Annotated in this window: 16 protein-coding genes; 9 read left to right on the top strand and 7 right to left on the bottom strand. The window is 70.8% G+C overall.

All coding sequences use genetic code 11. The annotated features are described in order from the left end of the window. The first annotated feature begins 3 nt into the window (after window positions 1-3). The 6 genes from IF28_RS0133830 (at window position 4) to IF28_RS0133805 (ending at window position 4,928) form a co-directional block, all read left to right on the top strand. Window positions 4-486, top strand: a complete 483-nt coding sequence (locus IF28_RS0133830) for a succinate dehydrogenase hydrophobic membrane anchor subunit (RefSeq protein ID WP_030228755.1) — start codon at window positions 4-6, stop codon at window positions 484-486. A 19-nt stretch (window positions 487-505) separates the two neighbouring features. Further along, the gene (gene sdhA, locus IF28_RS0133825; RefSeq protein ID WP_030228753.1) at window positions 506-2,260 is read left to right on the top strand and encodes a succinate dehydrogenase flavoprotein subunit; all 1,755 of its coding nucleotides are present in this window, start codon (window positions 506-508) and stop codon (window positions 2,258-2,260) included. Beyond that, entirely contained in the window at window positions 2,260-3,039 is a 780-nt protein-coding gene (locus tag IF28_RS0133820; protein WP_030228750.1) for a succinate dehydrogenase iron-sulfur subunit, read from the top strand. The genes sdhA and IF28_RS0133820 overlap by 1 nt, the downstream gene beginning before the upstream one ends. 176 nt (window positions 3,040-3,215) lie before the next feature. After that, window positions 3,216-3,623, top strand: coding sequence for a hypothetical protein (locus IF28_RS0133815; protein WP_030228747.1), 408 nt, complete (start codon window positions 3,216-3,218; stop codon window positions 3,621-3,623). After that, window positions 3,620-4,123: a thiol-disulfide oxidoreductase DCC family protein gene (locus tag IF28_RS0133810; RefSeq protein ID WP_030228745.1), complete on the top strand. Its 504-nt coding sequence runs from the start codon at window positions 3,620-3,622 to the stop codon at window positions 4,121-4,123. Before IF28_RS0133815 ends, IF28_RS0133810 begins: the two co-directional genes overlap by 4 nt. Before the next feature lie 31 nt (window positions 4,124-4,154). Next, window positions 4,155-4,928 carry a TetR/AcrR family transcriptional regulator gene (locus IF28_RS0133805; protein WP_030228742.1) on the top strand — a complete coding sequence of 258 codons (774 nt, stop codon included), beginning with the start codon at window positions 4,155-4,157 and terminating at the stop codon, window positions 4,926-4,928. Here IF28_RS0133805 and IF28_RS0133800 read toward each other — a convergent pair. Then, entirely contained in the window at window positions 4,921-7,326 is a 2,406-nt protein-coding gene (locus IF28_RS0133800) for an MMPL family transporter (RefSeq protein ID WP_030228740.1), read from the bottom strand. The two genes, IF28_RS0133805 and IF28_RS0133800, sit on opposite strands and share 8 nt — an antisense overlap. A 162-nt stretch (window positions 7,327-7,488) precedes the next feature. On the opposite strand from IF28_RS0133800, the gene IF28_RS0133795 reads away from it, so the two are divergent. Beyond that, on the top strand, window positions 7,489-8,175 hold the full coding sequence (locus IF28_RS0133795; protein ID WP_030228738.1) for a response regulator transcription factor: 687 nt from the start codon (window positions 7,489-7,491) through the stop codon (window positions 8,173-8,175). After that, the gene (locus IF28_RS0133790) at window positions 8,172-9,626 is read left to right on the top strand and encodes a sensor histidine kinase (protein ID WP_030228736.1); all 1,455 of its coding nucleotides are present in this window, start codon (window positions 8,172-8,174) and stop codon (window positions 9,624-9,626) included. Before IF28_RS0133795 ends, IF28_RS0133790 begins: the two co-directional genes overlap by 4 nt. Window positions 9,627-9,894: 268 nt before the next feature. Here the strand turns inward: IF28_RS0133790 and IF28_RS0133785 are convergent, their stop codons facing one another. Next, a complete protein-coding gene (locus IF28_RS0133785; protein WP_030228734.1) occupies window positions 9,895-11,184 on the bottom strand; it encodes a metallophosphoesterase in 1,290 nt (429 codons plus the stop codon). Between the two features lie 24 nt (window positions 11,185-11,208). After that, on the bottom strand, window positions 11,209-11,457 hold the full coding sequence (locus tag IF28_RS0133780; protein ID WP_030228731.1) for an SCO4848 family membrane protein: 249 nt from the start codon (window positions 11,455-11,457) through the stop codon (window positions 11,209-11,211). 91 nt (window positions 11,458-11,548) lie between these two features. Between IF28_RS0133780 and IF28_RS0133775 the strand changes: the two genes are divergently transcribed. Then, window positions 11,549-12,826: a D-alanyl-D-alanine carboxypeptidase family protein gene (locus IF28_RS0133775; protein ID WP_030228728.1), complete on the top strand. Its 1,278-nt coding sequence runs from the start codon at window positions 11,549-11,551 to the stop codon at window positions 12,824-12,826. On the opposite strand, the gene IF28_RS0133770 is transcribed toward IF28_RS0133775, so the two are convergent. Genes IF28_RS0133770 through IF28_RS0133755 form a run of 4 tightly spaced genes read right to left on the bottom strand, consistent with a single transcriptional unit; the run spans window position 12,774 to window position 15,563 of the window. After that, window positions 12,774-13,691 (bottom strand): YihY/virulence factor BrkB family protein, encoded by a 918-nt coding sequence (locus tag IF28_RS0133770; RefSeq protein ID WP_030228726.1) that lies wholly within the window; start codon window positions 13,689-13,691, stop codon window positions 12,774-12,776. The two genes, IF28_RS0133775 and IF28_RS0133770, sit on opposite strands and share 53 nt — an antisense overlap. Further along, window positions 13,679-14,107 (bottom strand): GtrA family protein, encoded by a 429-nt coding sequence (locus IF28_RS0133765; RefSeq protein ID WP_030228724.1) that lies wholly within the window; start codon window positions 14,105-14,107, stop codon window positions 13,679-13,681. Before IF28_RS0133765 ends, IF28_RS0133770 begins: the two co-directional genes overlap by 13 nt. Continuing rightward, window positions 14,101-15,039, bottom strand: coding sequence for a decaprenyl-phosphate phosphoribosyltransferase (locus tag IF28_RS0133760; protein WP_030228722.1), 939 nt, complete (start codon window positions 15,037-15,039; stop codon window positions 14,101-14,103). Before IF28_RS0133760 ends, IF28_RS0133765 begins: the two co-directional genes overlap by 7 nt. Then, window positions 15,036-15,563, bottom strand: a complete 528-nt coding sequence (locus IF28_RS0133755; protein ID WP_030228719.1) for a phosphatase PAP2 family protein — start codon at window positions 15,561-15,563, stop codon at window positions 15,036-15,038. The genes IF28_RS0133760 and IF28_RS0133755 overlap by 4 nt, the downstream gene beginning before the upstream one ends. Between the last annotated feature and the right edge of the window lie 15 nt (window positions 15,564-15,578).

Raw genomic sequence — 15,578 nt, 5'->3', positions numbered from 1 at the left:
ACCATGTCCACGACTGATACCACCGCCTCGGGCATCGGCCCCGTCGAGGGCGCCTCGCTCTACTCCGTCGACAACCCGGCACCGGTCATCGAGCCGCCGCGCCAGCGGACGAAGAAGACCCCGAAGTCCACCCGGGGCAACTTCGAACTGGCCGCGTGGCTGTTCATGCGCCTGTCCGGTGTCGTGCTGGTCGTGCTGGTCATCGGCCACCTGCTGATCCAGCTCGTCCTCGACGGCGGCGTCTCCAAGATCGGTTTCGCCTTCGTGGCGGGCCGCTGGGCCTCGCCGTTCTGGCAGGTCTGGGACCTGCTGATGCTGTGGCTGGCGATGCTGCACGGCACGAACGGCCTGCGCACGGTCATCAACGACTACGCGGAGCGTCCGAACACCCGGCTGTGGCTCAAGGGCCTGCTCTACACCGCCACGGTGTTCACCATCCTGCTGGGCACGCTGGTGATCTTCACCTTCGACCCGAACATCCGCTAGGCACGGGGCTGCGAAAATCATGAAGGTACACAAGTACGACACCGTCATCGTCGGCGCCGGTGGCGCCGGCATGCGCGCGGCCATCGAGTCGACGAAGCGCAGCCGCACCGCCGTCCTGACCAAGCTCTACCCCACGCGTTCCCACACGGGCGCGGCGCAGGGCGGCATGGCCGCCGCGCTGGCCAACGTGGAGGAGGACAACTGGGAGTGGCACACGTTCGACACGGTCAAGGGCGGTGACTACCTGGTCGACCAGGACGCCGCCGAGATCCTGGCGAAGGAGGCCATCGACTCGGTCCTCGACCTGGAGAAGATGGGCCTGCCGTTCAACCGCACGCCGAACGGCACCATCGACCAGCGCCGCTTCGGCGGTCACAGCCGTAACCACGGCGAGGCGCCGGTCCGCCGGTCCTGCTACGCGGCCGACCGCACCGGTCACATGATCCTCCAGACGCTGTACCAGAACTGCGTCAAGGAGGGTGTGGAGTTCTTCAACGAGTTCTACGTCCTGGACCAGCTGATCACCGAGGTCGACGGCGTCAAGAAGTCCGCCGGTGTGGTGGCGTACGAGCTGGCGACCGGTGAGATCCACGTCTTCCAGGCGAAGTCCGTGATCTACGCGTCCGGCGGCACCGGCAAGTTCTTCAAGGTGACGTCGAACGCGCACACGCTGACGGGTGACGGCCAGGCGGCCGTGTACCGGCGCGGGCTGCCGCTGGAGGACATGGAGTTCTTCCAGTTCCACCCGACCGGCATCTGGCGCATGGGCATCCTGCTGACGGAGGGCGCCCGCGGTGAGGGCGGCATCCTGCGCAACAAGGACGGCGAGCGCTTCATGGAGAAGTACGCGCCGGTCATGAAGGACCTCGCGTCCCGTGACGTCGTCTCCCGCTCCATCTACACGGAGATCCGCGAGGGCCGCGGCTGCGGTCCCGAGGGCGACCACGTCTACCTGGACCTCACGCACCTCCCACCGGAGCAGCTGGACGCCAAGCTGCCCGACATCACGGAGTTCGCGCGGACGTACCTCGGTATCGAGCCGTACACGGACCCGATCCCGATCCAGCCCACCGCGCACTACGCGATGGGCGGCATCCCGACGAACGTCGAGGGTGAGGTGCTCCTCGACAACACCACCGTCGTACCGGGTCTGTTCGCGGCCGGCGAGGTCGCCTGTGTCTCCGTGCACGGCGCCAACCGGCTGGGCACCAACTCGCTGCTGGACATCAACGTGTTCGGCAAGCGGGCCGGTATCGCGGCGGCGGAGTACTCCCAGAAGGCCGACTTCGTCGAGCTGCCGGAGAACCCGGAGTCCCTGGTCGTCGAGCAGATCGAGCGGCTGCGGACCTCCACCGGCACCGAGCGGGTGGCCACCATCCGCCGGGAGCTGCAGGAGACCATGGACGCCAACGTCATGGTGTTCCGCACCGAGCAGACGATCAAGACGGCGGTCGAGAAGATCGCCGAGCTGCGCGAGCGCTACAAGAACGTCGCCATCCAGGACAAGGGCAAGCGGTTCAACACCGACCTCCTCGAGGCCGTCGAGCTGGGCAACCTGCTCGACCTGGCCGAGGTCATGGCCGTCTCGGCGCTGGCCCGCAAGGAGTCCCGCGGCGGTCACTACCGCGAGGACTACCCGAACCGCGACGACGTCAACTTCATGCGTCACACGATGGCGTACCGCGAGGTCGGCGCCGACGGCACCGAGACCGTCCGTCTGGACTACAAGCCGGTCGTCCAGACCCGCTACCAGCCGATGGAGCGTAAGTACTGATGGCTACCCCTGTTCTGGACAAGGCGGACGCGGCCGGTTCCCCCGAGCCCGGTTTCGCCGACTCCCCGTACATCACCGTCACCATGCGGATCCGCCGGTTCAACCCGGAGGTCTCCGCCGAGGCGGTCTGGGAAGACTTCCAGCTGGAGATCGACCCGAAGGAGCGCGTCCTCGACGCGCTGCACAAGATCAAGTGGGATCTGGACGGCACGCTCACCTTCCGCCGTTCCTGCGCCCACGGCATCTGCGGCTCCGACGCCATGCGGATCAACGGCAAGAACCGTCTGGCCTGCAAGACGCTGATCAAGGACATCAACCCCGAGAAGCCGATCACGGTCGAGGCCATCAAGGGCCTGACGGTCCTGAAGGACCTGGTCGTGGACATGGAGCCGTTCTTCCAGGCGTACCGGGACGTGATGCCCTTCCTGATCACGAAGGAGACCAACGAGCCGACGCGCGAGCGCCTGCAGACCGCCGAGGACCGCGCGCGCTTCGACGACACGACCAAGTGCATCCTGTGCGCCGCGTGCACGTCCTCGTGCCCGGTGTTCTGGAACGACGGCCAGTACTTCGGCCCGGCCGCGATCGTCAACGCGCACCGCTTCATCTTCGACTCGCGCGACGAGGCCGGCGAACAGCGCCTGGAGATCCTCAACGACAAGGACGGCGTCTGGCGCTGCCGCACCACCTTCAACTGCACCGACGCCTGCCCCCGTGGCATCGAGGTGACGAAGGCGATCGCGGAAGTGAAGCGCGCACTGATCACCCGCCGCTTCTGACCCACCCCGCCGCACGGCCGTAGGGCCCCGTCTCCACCGGAGACGGGGCCCTTCGGCATTCCGTGACGGTGTTCCGTGACGCAGCACACCCCACCCTGGAGTTGAACACGTTCAAAAGAAGGGTCTAGAGTCTCCCCTGTCAGCGTTTTGAACGCGTTCAAGAAAGGCTGGGGGGCATGGACCGTACTGTCATCGCCTATGTCATCTACCTCGTCGTCAGCATCGGGCTGACCGTGTGGGTGGCTCGTACGCTCAGCAGGAACGGGCGGATCTTCCTGTCCGACGTGCTGCACGGGAACGAGAAGCTCGCCGACGCCGTCAACCACCTCCTCGTGGTCGGCTTCTATCTCGTGAACCTCGGCTTCGTCGCGCTGTACCTGAGCGACGACGACACGATCACCGACACGCGCGGCATCTTCGAGGCCCTGTCGACCAAGCTCGGCGTGGTGCTGCTGGTGCTCGGTGTGATGCACCTGGGCAACGTGTGGGTGCTCAACAAGATCCGGCGGCGCGGGATGATGGAGCGCGAGCAGGTTCCGCCGGTGCCGCCGCAGGGCTGGGCGGCCCCCACGGCCGGGGTGTGAGCGGCGTGACGGCCACCGTCCGGGGCCGGGGCGCGGTGCGCGTCCCGGTCCGCCGGCTCACCGTGCTGTACGACGCCGACTGCTCCCTGTGCGCCTTCGTACGGGACTGGCTGGTGCGCCAGCCGCAGCTGGTGCCCCTGGAGCCCATCCCGGCCGCGTCGGAGGAGGCGCGGGCCCGCTTCCCCGGCCTCGACCACCGCTCCACGCTGGAGGAGATCACCGTCGTGGGGGACGCCGGGCAGGTGTACCGGGGAGCCCACGCCTGGATCGTCACCCTGTGGGCGCTGCGCGAGTACCGGCGCCTCGCCCACCGGCTGAGCACCCCGTCCGGCCTGCGGCTCGCCAAGGGCGCGGTGCTGGCCGCCGCCAAGTGGCGCGGGGTCCGGTCCGGGTGGGGCGGGAGCGTGTACCGCAGGGGTGACGGGTGGACGTACGATCCGCGCGACGGCTGGAACTACACCCCGCCGGACTGCGAGGCGGGCACCTGCACCGCACCGTAGGCCCGCCTCCCGCTGGCGTTAGGCTCCTTCCGTGCCCGTGAAGAACGACGGCCCCGACGACGGCGCCACCCTCAGCAAGTCCGAGCAGACCCGCGCCCTGATCCTGGAGACGGCCATGCGGCTGTTCCAGGAGCGCGGGTACGACAAGACGACCATGCGGGCCATCGCCAAGGAGGCCGGGGTCTCCGTCGGCAACGCGTACTACTACTTCGAGGGCAAAGAACACCTGATCCAGGGCTTCTACGACCGGATCGCCGCCGAGCACCAGGTGGCGGCCCGGGAGGTCCTGCGCCGGGAGACCGACCTGGAGGCGCGGCTGGCGGGCGTGCTGAAGGCGTGGCTGGACATCGCGACGCCGTACCACGAGTTCGCGGTGCAGTTCTTCAAGAACGCCGCCGACCCGGACAGCCCGCTCAGCCCCTTCTCCCCCGAGTCGGAGCACGCGCGCGTGGAGGCGATCAGCGTCCACCGTTCGGTGCTCGCGGGCACGAAGACGAAGGTGCCCGACGAACTGCGGGACATCCTGCCCGAGTTGATGTGGCTGTCGCAGATGGGCCTGGTCCTGTACTGGATCTTCGACCGCACCAAGGGCCGTGAGCGCAGCTACCGGCTCGCCGAACGCGGCGCCCGGATCACCGCGCGCGGCATCTCCCTGGCCCGTTTCCGGGTGCTGCGGCCGCTGGTGCGCGAAGTGCACGAACTGTTCACGGAGTTCCTGCCCGGCATGACCAAGGCGCTCCCGGACCCGGCGAAGAAGGAGAAGGGGGCGCCCGCCGGCGACGAGCGCCCCGACCCCGTCAGTTGACGGCGTCCACCTCACCGGGCGTGAGCTCCACGTCGTGCACCAGCGGCCCGTCCGCGACGGTCACCTGGGCCGCGCGCGAGCCGAACGCACTCGCCGTGACCGCGAGCAGATAGGTACCCGGAGCCGGTACGGCGACGATGTACGCGCCGTCCGCGAGGGAGACCACTCGGTCCAGCTGGCGTCCGCCCGACGTCAGCAGGGTGACGGCGGCACCCTCGACGGCCTCCCCGTCGGCGGCGCGGACGAAGCCGTGGACGACGGAGGAGGGTCCGCCCGGGACCGGCTCGGGCTCCGGGGCGTCCTCCCCCGGCTCGACCGCGAGATGCGGCAGCCGCTTCTCCAGTCCGGCGGGCAGCCACCAGTTGGACTTCCCGAGCAGATGCATCACGGCCGGCACCAGCGCCGTACGGAGGATGAACGCGTCCAGGGCGACCGCGGCGGCCAGCCCGACACCCGCCATGGCCGCGCCGTAGTCCCCGCTGAGCACGAAGGCGAGGAAGACGCAGACCATGATCAGGGCGGCGGAGTTGATGACGCGGCTGGTCTCCGCGAGGCCGACGCGCACCGCGCGGGCGTTGTCGCGGGTGTGCACCCACTCCTCGTGCATCCGGCTCACCAGGAACACCTGGTAGTCCATGGAGAGCCCGAACAGCAGCGACAGCATGATGATCGGCAGGAACGCCGCGATGGGGCCCTCCTTGCCGAGGCCCAGCAGTTCGAGGCCGTGCCCCCACTGGAAGATCGCGACGAGGACGCCGAAGGAGGCCGCCGCCGCGAGGAGGTTCATCACGGCGGCCGTCAGCGGCACCACCAGGGAACGGAACGCGAGCAGCAGAAGCAGGAAGCCGAGCCCGATGATGGTGGCGATGAACAGCGGCAGCCGGTCACCGGTCACCGTCGCGAAGTCCTTGGACACGGCGGTCACGCCGCCGACATGGCCCTGGACACCCGCCTCCGGGAGGACGTCGTCGCGCAGGGTGTCGATGAGCCGGTCGGTCTCCACGTCCTGCGGTGAGGTGGTGGGCACCACCTGGATGACGCTGACCCCGTTCGCGGGCGGCACGGCGGCGACCGCGGCGACACCGTCGGTCTTCTCCAGGACGGTCACCAGACCGTCGGACGCCTCCCCGTCCACCACCACCTGGAGCGGCCCGTTGAAGCCGGGCCCGAAGCCCTCGGCGAGCAGGTCGTAGGCCTTCCTGGTGGTCGTGGAGGCCTCGTCGTTGCCCTGGTCCACGGTGCCCAGGCGCAATGACAGCAGCGGGATCGCGAGCGCCGCCATCAGGGCGACGGCGACGACGGCCACCGTCCGCGGGCGGCGCTGGACACCGGCGGACCAGCGGGCGGCGAGACCGCTCACGGCCTCGGTCTGCGGGCCGGCCGCGGCGAGCCGGCGGCGCTGGCGGCGGCTGAGCACCCGGGGGCCGAGCAGTCCGAGGAGCGCGGGCAGCAGTGTGACGGCGGCGAGCACGCTCAGGACGACGGTCAGCGAGGTGCCGATGACGACACCGTCCAGGAACCGCAGGTTCGTCACCAGCATTCCGGCGAGCGCGATGCACACCGTGCCGCCCGCGAACAGCACGGCGCGCCCCGAGGTGTTGAGAGCGGTGACCGCGGCCTCCTCCGGGTCGGCGCCGCGCAGGATGCCGCGCCGGTGCCGGGTGACGATGAACAGGGCGTAGTCGATGCCGACGCCCAGCCCGATCAACGTGGACAGCAGCGAGGCGAGTTCGGGGACGTCGGTGACATGGCTGATCAGCTGGGTGCCGAACAGGCCGGTGCCGACGCCGAAGACGGCGACCACGATCGGCAGCAGCATCGCGAAGAGCGACCCGAAGGCCACGAACAGCACGATCGCGGCGGCCAGGACGCCGACCAGCTCGGCCGTACCGGTGGGCGGCTCCTGGACCCGGGTGATGGCCTGGCCGCCCAGCTCCACCTCCAGCCCGTCACGCTCCGCGTCCTGCGCGGTGTCGACGACGTCCTGCACCAGCTCCTTCGGTACGGCGTCGGCCTGCTCGGCGAACGTGACCTGCGCGTACGCGATCCGCCCGTCCTCGCTGATCTGCGCGGCGCCCTGCTCGCCGTACGGTCCGGAGACCGCGCCGACCCCCGCCATGCGCCCGATCTCCTCCAGCGCCGGCTCGATCCGGGACCGTACGGAGTCGTCCCGTACGGACCCCTCGCCGACCTTCCACACCACGGTGTCGGTGTCGCCGGAGCGTTCCGGGAACGCCTTCTCCATCAGGTCGTACGCCCGCTTGGAGTCGGTGTCCGGCAGCGAGAAGACGTTCGCGTAGTTCGTGCCCGCGCCGCTCGCCGCAACCCCCAGTCCGAGCAGCGCCCCCACCCACACCAACAGGACCACCAGCCGATGCCGATAGCACCAGCGTGCCAATACCGCCACTGTCCCGCTCCTTGTCGCTCGGTCGGTCCCCCAGGTCCTGCACAGCAGGATCGGCGGCGGCACCCGCGCGGGAACACGGCCGGCGCGGGACTCTCAAGGAACTCCAAAGGGAAGACCCGGGCGACGGCGGGGAGTCGCGCCGATACTGGAGGCATGACAGCTCCCGGCACCGTGCTGGTCGTGGAGGACGAGGAGAGCATCGCGGACGTCCTCGCCATCGCCCTGCGCTTCCACCGCTTCGAGGTCATGACGGCGGGCACGGTCCGCGAGGCGCTCGCCCTGACCGAGCACACCCGTCCCGACTGCGCCCTGCTCGACATCATGCTGCCGGACGGCGACGGCCGCGCCCTCGGCCACGAACTGCGTGCCCGAAGGCCCGAGTTGGCTCTGGTCTTCCTCACCGCGCGGGACGCGCCCGCCGAGATCGTGGGCGCGCTCGGCTTCGGCGACGACTACATCACCAAGCCGTTCAACATCGACGAGGTCGTCGCCCGGATCACCGCCGTACTGCGCCGCACCCGCCCCGCCGACGTCCTTCCGCAGCGGGCGCCGCTGCGCCACGGCGATCTGGAGCTGGACGAGACGACGTACTCGGTGCGCCGCGGGGGCCGTTCGGTGGAGCTCACCCCCACCGAGTACGCGCTGCTGCGGTTCCTGGTGCGCAACGGCGGCCGGATCGTGCCGAAGGACCAACTGCTGCGCCATGTCTGGCAGTACGAGCACGCCCCCGCCGAGTCGACCGTCGTCGAGACGTACATCAGCTATCTGCGGCGCAAGCTCGAGACCCTGGGCGCGCCGGTGATCACCACCCGGCGCGGTGTCGGATACGGCCTGACATGAGGCTCCCGATCCGGAACCGGGGCCCCCGGCGCGGAATCCACTCGCTGCGCGGCGCGCTCACACTGGCGAACGTGGTGCTGCTGGCCCTCGGCATCGTGGCGGCGACCGCGGTGAGCGTGATGGGCATGCGCTACTACCTGCTGGACCAGATCGACACGGAACTGACCCGCACGCGTGACTCGCTCGGCGGGTCGGAGCTGACGCTGCGGCAGATCGACTCGCTGAGCGTGCTGAGCTTCTTCCGGGACCGGGTGGACCCGGACTGGAACCGTGAGGACGACCCGGACTCGATCTTCGCCGCCGTGGACGGCCGGGGGAAGCCGGTCGGCGTCCTCGGCTTCGCACCCACGCAGGCACAGCGCGACCTGGCGGAGACGGTCGGCGACGCGCGCACCCTGCTCAAGGACCCGGAGCCGCACGACGTCACCGTGCGCGGCGCCGCCTACCGGGTGACCGCGACGCGGCTCGCGGACGGCACGTACATCCTGATCGCCACCTCCACGGAGGCGGTGCACGAGGGGGTCGCCAAGGCGGTCAAGTTCGATCTGGCCATCGGCACACTGCTGTTGCTGCTGCTGGCCTGTCTGACCATGTTCAGCGTTCGGCGGCGGATGCGGCCGCTGGAGGACATGGTGGAGACGTCGTCGGCGATCGCGGAGGGCGATCTGACCCGGCGGGTGCCGTCCAGCAGGGATCCGATCCTGGAGGTGGAGCAGCTGCGGCTGGCGCTCAACTCGATGCTGCAGCAGGTGGAGTCGGCGTATCGCACGCGCGAGCGGAGCGCGGCGCAGCTGCGGAGGTTCGTCGCGGACGCCTCGCACGAGCTGCGCACTCCGCTGGCCGCGATACGCGGCTATCTCCAGCTGTACGACCGGGGGATGCTGCGGGAGCCCACGGAGCGGAAGCGGGCCTGGGACCGGATGATCGCGGAGTCCGACCGGATGGGGCGGCTGGTCGACGAACTCCTGGTCCTGGCCCGGCTCGACCAGCGTCCCGAACTGCGGCTGCGGAACGTGGACGTGTGCCGGCTGGTGCGGGACGCGGCGGAGGATCTGCGGGTGCAGCAGCCAGAGCGGGCGGTGTCCGTGGAGGCGGAGGGTTCGGTGCTGGTGCGGGCGGACGAGGCGGGGCTGCGGCAGGTACTGGGGAACCTGCTGGGCAACGTGCGCACGCACACGCCGGCGGAGGTGCCGGTACGGCTGGGGGTGGGCCGGGGGGACGACGGAGCGGTACGCCTGTGCGTGGCGGACGAGGGCCCCGGCCTCGCACCGGAGGACGCGGCCCGCGTGTTCGACCGCTTCTTCCGGGCGGGCGGAGGCGCGGGCAGCGGACTGGGCCTGGCGATCGTGCAGGGCGTCGCGCGAGCACACGGAGGCGAGGTCGAGGTGGACACGGCCCCCGACAAGGGCCTGACGGTAACGGTAACGCTACCGCCCCACCCCACACCGTAACCGCCGCCCATCCCACCACGCACGGCAACCGCGGACCATCACACCAAACACCGCAACCGCGGGCAATCACGCCAAGCGTCGTAACTACGGGCAATCGTGCCGCAAGGCGGCACAGGTAGGCGCGACGGCACCCCGCAACCCCCGGACCGCACAACCCGGCCCCCCCGCAACCGCGGGCAATCGTGCCGCAGGGCGGCACGGGTGGGCGCGACGGCACCCCGCAGACGCCGGGCCGCGCAACCCGCCCCCGCCCCACGTCAACGCGCGCTCAGGCCTGGCGGGAGGCCAGCTCGATCACCGTGATGTCCGACGGCGCTCCCACCCGAGTAGGCGGCCCCCAGGCCCCGGCCCCCCGGCTCACATACAGCTGCGTATCGCCATACCGCTCCAACCCCGCCAGCGTCGGATTCGCAAGCCCCGCCACCAGATTCCCGGGAAACAACTGCCCCCCATGGGTATGCCCGGACAGCTGCAGATCCACCCCATGATCCACCGCATCATGGATCTGCACCGGCTGATGAGCCATCAGCACACAAGCCCGCCCCTGATCCCGGTCCCCCAGCGCCCTCGCGTAGTCCGGCCCCTGCCCCTCACTCTCACCGGCGACATCGTTCACCCCCGCCAGATCGAAGTACGGCAACTCCGTACGCGCGTTCTCCAGCGGAACCAGCCCCAGCCGCCGCACCTCCTCGACCCACTGCTCGGCCCCGGAGAAGTACTCGTGGTTACCGGTGACGAAGAACGCCCCGTCGCGCGCCCGCAGCTGCGCCAGTGGAGCCGCCGCCGGACCGAGATCCTTGACGCTCCCGTCCACCAGGTCCCCGACGACGGCGATCAGATCCGGCTGGGTGGAGTTGATCGTGTCGACGACCTTCTGCGCGAAGCCGCGCCCGAGCACCGGCCCGAGATGGATGTCGCTGACCACGGCGATCCGGTACCCGTGCGCCGCGCGGGGAAGCTTGGCGAGCGGCACGGTGACCCGCTTCACGCTCGGCCCCCGCAGCACGCCGTACGTCCCGTAGCCGACCGTCCCCACGGCCGCCGCGGCGGCGGCCCCGCCGACCACGCGGGAGACGAACAGCCGCCGAGAGGGAGCGGCGGACACCTGCGGACCGGAGCCGTCGCCCTCGTCACCGGAGGCGGTCACCGCACTCGGCGCAGCCCCCGCCCCCGCCGCTATCGGCTCGGCAGGTGCCGGTGCCGTCGCCGGCGCCGGCACCTCCGCGGCCGTCCGCGCCCGCCGCTCCAGCACCCGCCGCAGCACCGGCCGCACCAGCTCACCGGCCAGCACCGCCAGCAGCAGATACAACGCGAGCGCCAGCCACAGGAACCCCGGCCAGGCCAGCACCTGCTGCAGCCAGAACGGCGCCCCGCCACGCTCGGCGACAAGGGCCCCCACGGTCAGCGCCCAGCCGCCGGCCATCACGACGGCGCCCGCGCGGCGCACCGCGCCCGGCCCTCTCGTGGTGTCCCGGAACAGACGCCGCCACACGTACCAGTTGCCCGTCACCAGGACGGCCACGACCAGTAGCGCGATGAGTACGAAAACGATGGCCACGAGGCGCAGTTCCCCTGTTCCCGGTCAGGACGTGCGTGACGTCCGGCTCAGTGCGCGCAGTCCGCGCAACCCGATGCCCCCGATGACCGTCCCCCATACGAAGGAGACGACGGCAAGCGTCAGATGAACGAAGAAGTACGCCGTCGGGTGCCCGTTCTCGAACGCGAGTCCACTGCTGTCCTTGACCAGGTTCTTGACGAAAGTGACCCAGATGACCCAGCTCCACACCCCGAAGGCGAGCAGGAACCAGGAGACGGGGCGGCTGAGCTTCATTCCCCCAGTATCACCGTCCGGTGTCCGGATCCTTGCCCGGGGTGGGGACCTGCCCGGGACTCCACCGGACATGGCATGTACGTTTCCGACCGTGCCCGCACCCAAGAACACCGCCAGGCGACCGCTGCTGATCGCTTCCGCCGTCCTCTTGTCCACCGCGCTGACGTCACCCGTCGCGCTCGCGGCCCCCAAGCCGTCGACGAGTCCCACGGCTACTCCCCCGGCGAAGATGTCCGTCGTGGGCGGTGCCCGGCTCGCGCAGCCGGGGACGCAGGTCAACCTGGCGAGCGGGGTGCCGGTACTGCCGAAGGGGCTGTCGGCCCGCTCCTGGATCGTCTCCGACGCCGAGTCGGGCGAGGTCCTCGCCTCGCACAACGCGCACTGGCGGCTGGCCCCGGCGAGCACCCTGAAGATGCTGTTCGCCGACACGCTGCTGCCGAAGTGGCCGAAGACGACGGAGCACAAGGTCGTGCCGTCGGACCTGGCCGGGATCGGCTCGGGTTCCAGCATGGTCGGCATCAAGGAGGACGAGACCTACACCGTCCACGACCTGTGGCGGGGTGTCTTCCTGCGCTCCGGCAACGACGCGGTGCACGTCCTGTCGGCGATGAACGGCGGCATCGAGGACACCGTCGACGACATGAACGCGCACGCCCAGGAGCTCCAGGCGCTCGACACGGTCGTGGTCAGCCCCGACGGCTACGACGCCCCGAAGCAGGTGTCGTCCGCGTACGACCTGACGCTGATCGCCCGTTCCGGACTGCAGAAGAAGGACTTCCGCGAGTACTGCTCGACGGTCAGGGCGAAGTTCCCGGGTGAGACGAAGAAGAACAAGAAGGGCAAGAAGGTCCGCGAGTCCTTCGAGATCCAGAACACCAACCGGCTGCTGGCAGGCGACTTCGACGTGCCGGTCTACCAGGGCATAGCCGGTGTGAAGAACGGCAACACCACCAACGCCGGCGCCACCTTCACCGGTGTCGCCGAGCGGGACGGCAAGGTCCTGCTCGTCACGGTGATGAACCCGCAGAAGAGCGAGAGCAACGAGGTCTACAAGGAGACCGCGAAGCTCTTCGACTGGGGCTTCAAGGCGGCCGGCAAGGTCGAGCCGGTGGGTGAGCTGGTGGCGCCGAGGAGCGCGGAGAAGGCCGACGCGCAGCCGGGCCCGTCCGCGTCGCCCGGTCAGGCGGGCGGTGCCGCGGCCGGCGGGTCGAAGCCGGTCGCGAGTGCCGCCTCGGGCGACGGCACCGACGGCGCGGGCGTCGCGCTGGGCATCGCGGGCGGCGTGGTCGTGCTGCTCGCGGGCGGCGCGTTCCTGGTCAACCGACGCTGGCCGCTGCCGGACCTGGTGCGCCGCCGTTCGCGTCCGTGAGGTCGGGGGCCTCGTCCTCCTTGCCCGGCGTCGCCGTCCAGGCGGCGCAGAACAGCACCAGTTTCGCGGTGAAGTTGATCCACAGCAGCAGGGCCACGGGGACGCCGAAGGCGCCGTACATGCTCTTCGTGGCCACGCCCTGCATATAGCCGCTGAGCAGCAGCTTCAGCAGTTCGAAGCCGACCGCGCCGGTGAGCGCGGCGACGATCAGGCGGCGCCGGGCGGGTTCGACGCCGGGCAGCAGGGTGAGGACGTACAGCAGGAGCAGGAAGTCGGCGCCGACGGCGACGGTGAACGCCGCGATGTGCAGGACGACGCCGCCCCAGCCGCCCTTCTCCAGCCCGATGGCGTCGCTGATCCGGCCGACCAGCGCGGAGGCGACGGTGGAGACGATCAGGGTGATCACGACCGCTCCGCCGAGCCCGACGAGGATGCCCAGGTCCTTGCCCTTGCGCAGGACGGGGTTCTCCTCCTCGTCGGGCAGCTCCCACACCGCGCGCAGGCATTCGCGCATGGAGCCGGCCCAGCTGACACCGGTGAACAGCAGCACGGCACCGGCGATGAGGCCGACGGTGCCGGCGTTGTCCACCAGTTCGCCGACGTTCAGCTGGTCGGAGATGCCGGGCACCTGATCGGTGATCTTGTCCTGCAGGGCGTCCTGCCGTGCCTCGCTGAGTGTGGCGGCGCCGATCGCGGCCGCCACGGTGAGCAGCGGGAACAGCGCGACGAAGCTCCGGAACGTCATCGCGGCCGCCAGCCGCGCCCAGTGCACCCGGTCCAGCCGCTCGTACGACCGCCACGCGTGCGTGAGCATCAGCCGCGCCGTCCACGGTCCGACGACCGGAAGCCTTTTCAGCCAGTCCATGACCCGACTCTGCCCCCGTTGCGGAAGACCAATGTCCTGGTGCCCCAGAACCGGACGACCGTGGCGAGGGCCATGCCGACGACCGCGCCGGAGACGGTGTCCGCGCGCTGCGAGGTGAGGCCGAGCCCGTAGTGGCTGACGGCCAGACACAGCAGTTGTACGGCGGCGCCGGCGAGGTTGACCGCGAAGAACAGGGCGTAGGGGCGGGGGCCGCGCACGCGTGTGCCGCGGTAGGTGCCATGCGCGTTGCCCGCATAGGCGACGGTGCAGCCGACGAGGAAGGAGAGGGCCTTCGCGGTGAGCGGGCCGAGTCCGGCGGGACCGCGCAGATACGTGAAGAGGGCGAGGTCGGCGGCGTAGGCGAGGAGTCCGGCTGTGGCGAAGCCGAGGAGCTCACGCGAACGGGGGCTCACCAGTCGGCCACCGCCAGGGCGTACATGGCCGCCCAGACCAGACCGATGACGGCGAGGGCGCGGTCGCCCAGCACCACGTCCTCGGGTTCGCCCGCGGTCCCCCGGTCGGCGAAGACGGCGTAGCGCAGGACGGCGAGGACGAACGCGACCACGGACAGCTGCCGCCAGGGCAGCACGCTCGTGTGCGGCACACCGCCCTCCTCCAGGGCCCACAGGCAGTAGCCGAGGACGGCGACGCCGGCGGCGAGCTGCCACACGAAGCGGAGGTAGCCGGTGGTGTACTCGGTGAGCAGCGCGCGCGTGGCACCCGCTTTCCCGGTCATCTGCACGGCCTCGGAGTAGCGCTTGGCGGCGACCATGAACAGCGCGCCGAATCCGGCGGTGATGAGGAACCAGCGGGACAGCGGGATGCCGAGGGCGAGTCCGCCGATCACCGCGCGCATCACGAAGCCGGTGGTGACGACGGCGAGGTCGACGACGAGGACGTGCTTGAGGCGGACGCAGTACGCCAGTTGCATGACCAGGTAGGCGGTCAGCAGCGCGGCGACCTCCGGCGGGCACAGCCGGGCGGCGGCCACGGGGGCGAGGACGCCGAGGATGATCCCGGCGGCGTAGGCGGCCGGTACGGGGACCCGGCCGGCGGCGACCGGGCGGCGGCACTTGACCGGGTGGGCGCGGTCGGCCTCGGCGTCGCGCGCGTCGTTGACCAGGTAGACGGCGGCGGCGCAGGCGGTGAACAGGACGAAGACCAGGGCGAGCCGGGTCGGCGTGCCGCGGGTGAACAGTTCGCCGGCGGCGGCCGGGGCGGCGATCACCAGCACGTTCTTGACCCACTGTTTGGGCCGTGCGGTCAGCAGGAGGCCCGTGAGCAGGCCGCCGCCCCGGCCGGGCGGGGCGGCCTGCCGCCGGTCGACGCGCTCGCGCAGCAGGGTCATGCCCGGCCTCCCGCCATCCAGCGGGCGCCGAGACGGGCCGTCAGCGCGCCCAGGGCGGCGCCGGCCGCCACGTCCGACGGGTAGTGCACGCCGGCCACCAGCCGGGACACGCACACGGCGGCGGCGAGCGGGGGCACCGCGCGCGAGCCCAGCGTGCCGAAGGCGACGGCGGCGGCCGCCGCGGAGGTGGCGTGCGAGCTGGGGAAGGAATGCCGGCCGACCGTGCCGACCAACGGCTCGACATGCGTGGGGCGGGGGCGGCGCACGACCCGTTTCACCAGCGAGCCGGCGGCGTGGGCGCCCGCGGTGAGCACGGTGCCGCGCAGCCAGGCGCCGCGCCGCGGCCGGTCCACGACGGCACCGGCGATCCCCGTCACGAGCCACACCGCCCCGTGCTCCCCGGCCCAGGACAGGACCCGCGCGGCACCGGCCACGCGGGGGTCGGCGCCGTACGCCCTGAGGGCCGAGACGATCCGGTGGTCCATGCCGTACGGCCCCTGGGGGCGGTCGTGGAGGTGGTCCATGTGGACCCACTGTTC

The sequence above is a fragment of the Streptomyces sp. NRRL WC-3626 genome (assembly GCF_000718785.1).
Lineage (GTDB): Bacteria > Actinomycetota > Actinomycetes > Streptomycetales > Streptomycetaceae > Streptomyces > Streptomyces edwardsiae.
Note: the sequence above shows the minus strand (reverse complement) of the source record. Positions and strands in the feature narration are given on the sequence as shown.

Coding starts and splice junctions, on each gene's coding strand:
- IF28_RS0133795 (WP_030228738.1), top strand. CDS start 7,489: ATGACAGCTCCCGGCACCGTGCTGGTCGTGGAGGACGAGGAGAGCATC.
- IF28_RS0133780 (WP_030228731.1), bottom strand. CDS start 11,457: ATGAAGCTCAGCCGCCCCGTCTCCTGGTTCCTGCTCGCCTTCGGGGTG.
- IF28_RS0133820 (WP_030228750.1), top strand. CDS start 2,260: ATGGCTACCCCTGTTCTGGACAAGGCGGACGCGGCCGGTTCCCCCGAG.
- IF28_RS0133790 (WP_030228736.1), top strand. CDS start 8,172: ATGAGGCTCCCGATCCGGAACCGGGGCCCCCGGCGCGGAATCCACTCG.
- IF28_RS0133770 (WP_030228726.1), bottom strand. CDS start 13,691: ATGGACTGGCTGAAAAGGCTTCCGGTCGTCGGACCGTGGACGGCGCGG.
- IF28_RS0133815 (WP_030228747.1), top strand. CDS start 3,216: ATGGACCGTACTGTCATCGCCTATGTCATCTACCTCGTCGTCAGCATC.
- IF28_RS0133830 (WP_030228755.1), top strand. CDS start 4: ATGTCCACGACTGATACCACCGCCTCGGGCATCGGCCCCGTCGAGGGC.
- sdhA (WP_030228753.1), top strand. CDS start 506: ATGAAGGTACACAAGTACGACACCGTCATCGTCGGCGCCGGTGGCGCC.
- IF28_RS0133760 (WP_030228722.1), bottom strand. CDS start 15,039: ATGACCCTGCTGCGCGAGCGCGTCGACCGGCGGCAGGCCGCCCCGCCC.
- IF28_RS0133755 (WP_030228719.1), bottom strand. CDS start 15,563: ATGGACCACCTCCACGACCGCCCCCAGGGGCCGTACGGCATGGACCAC.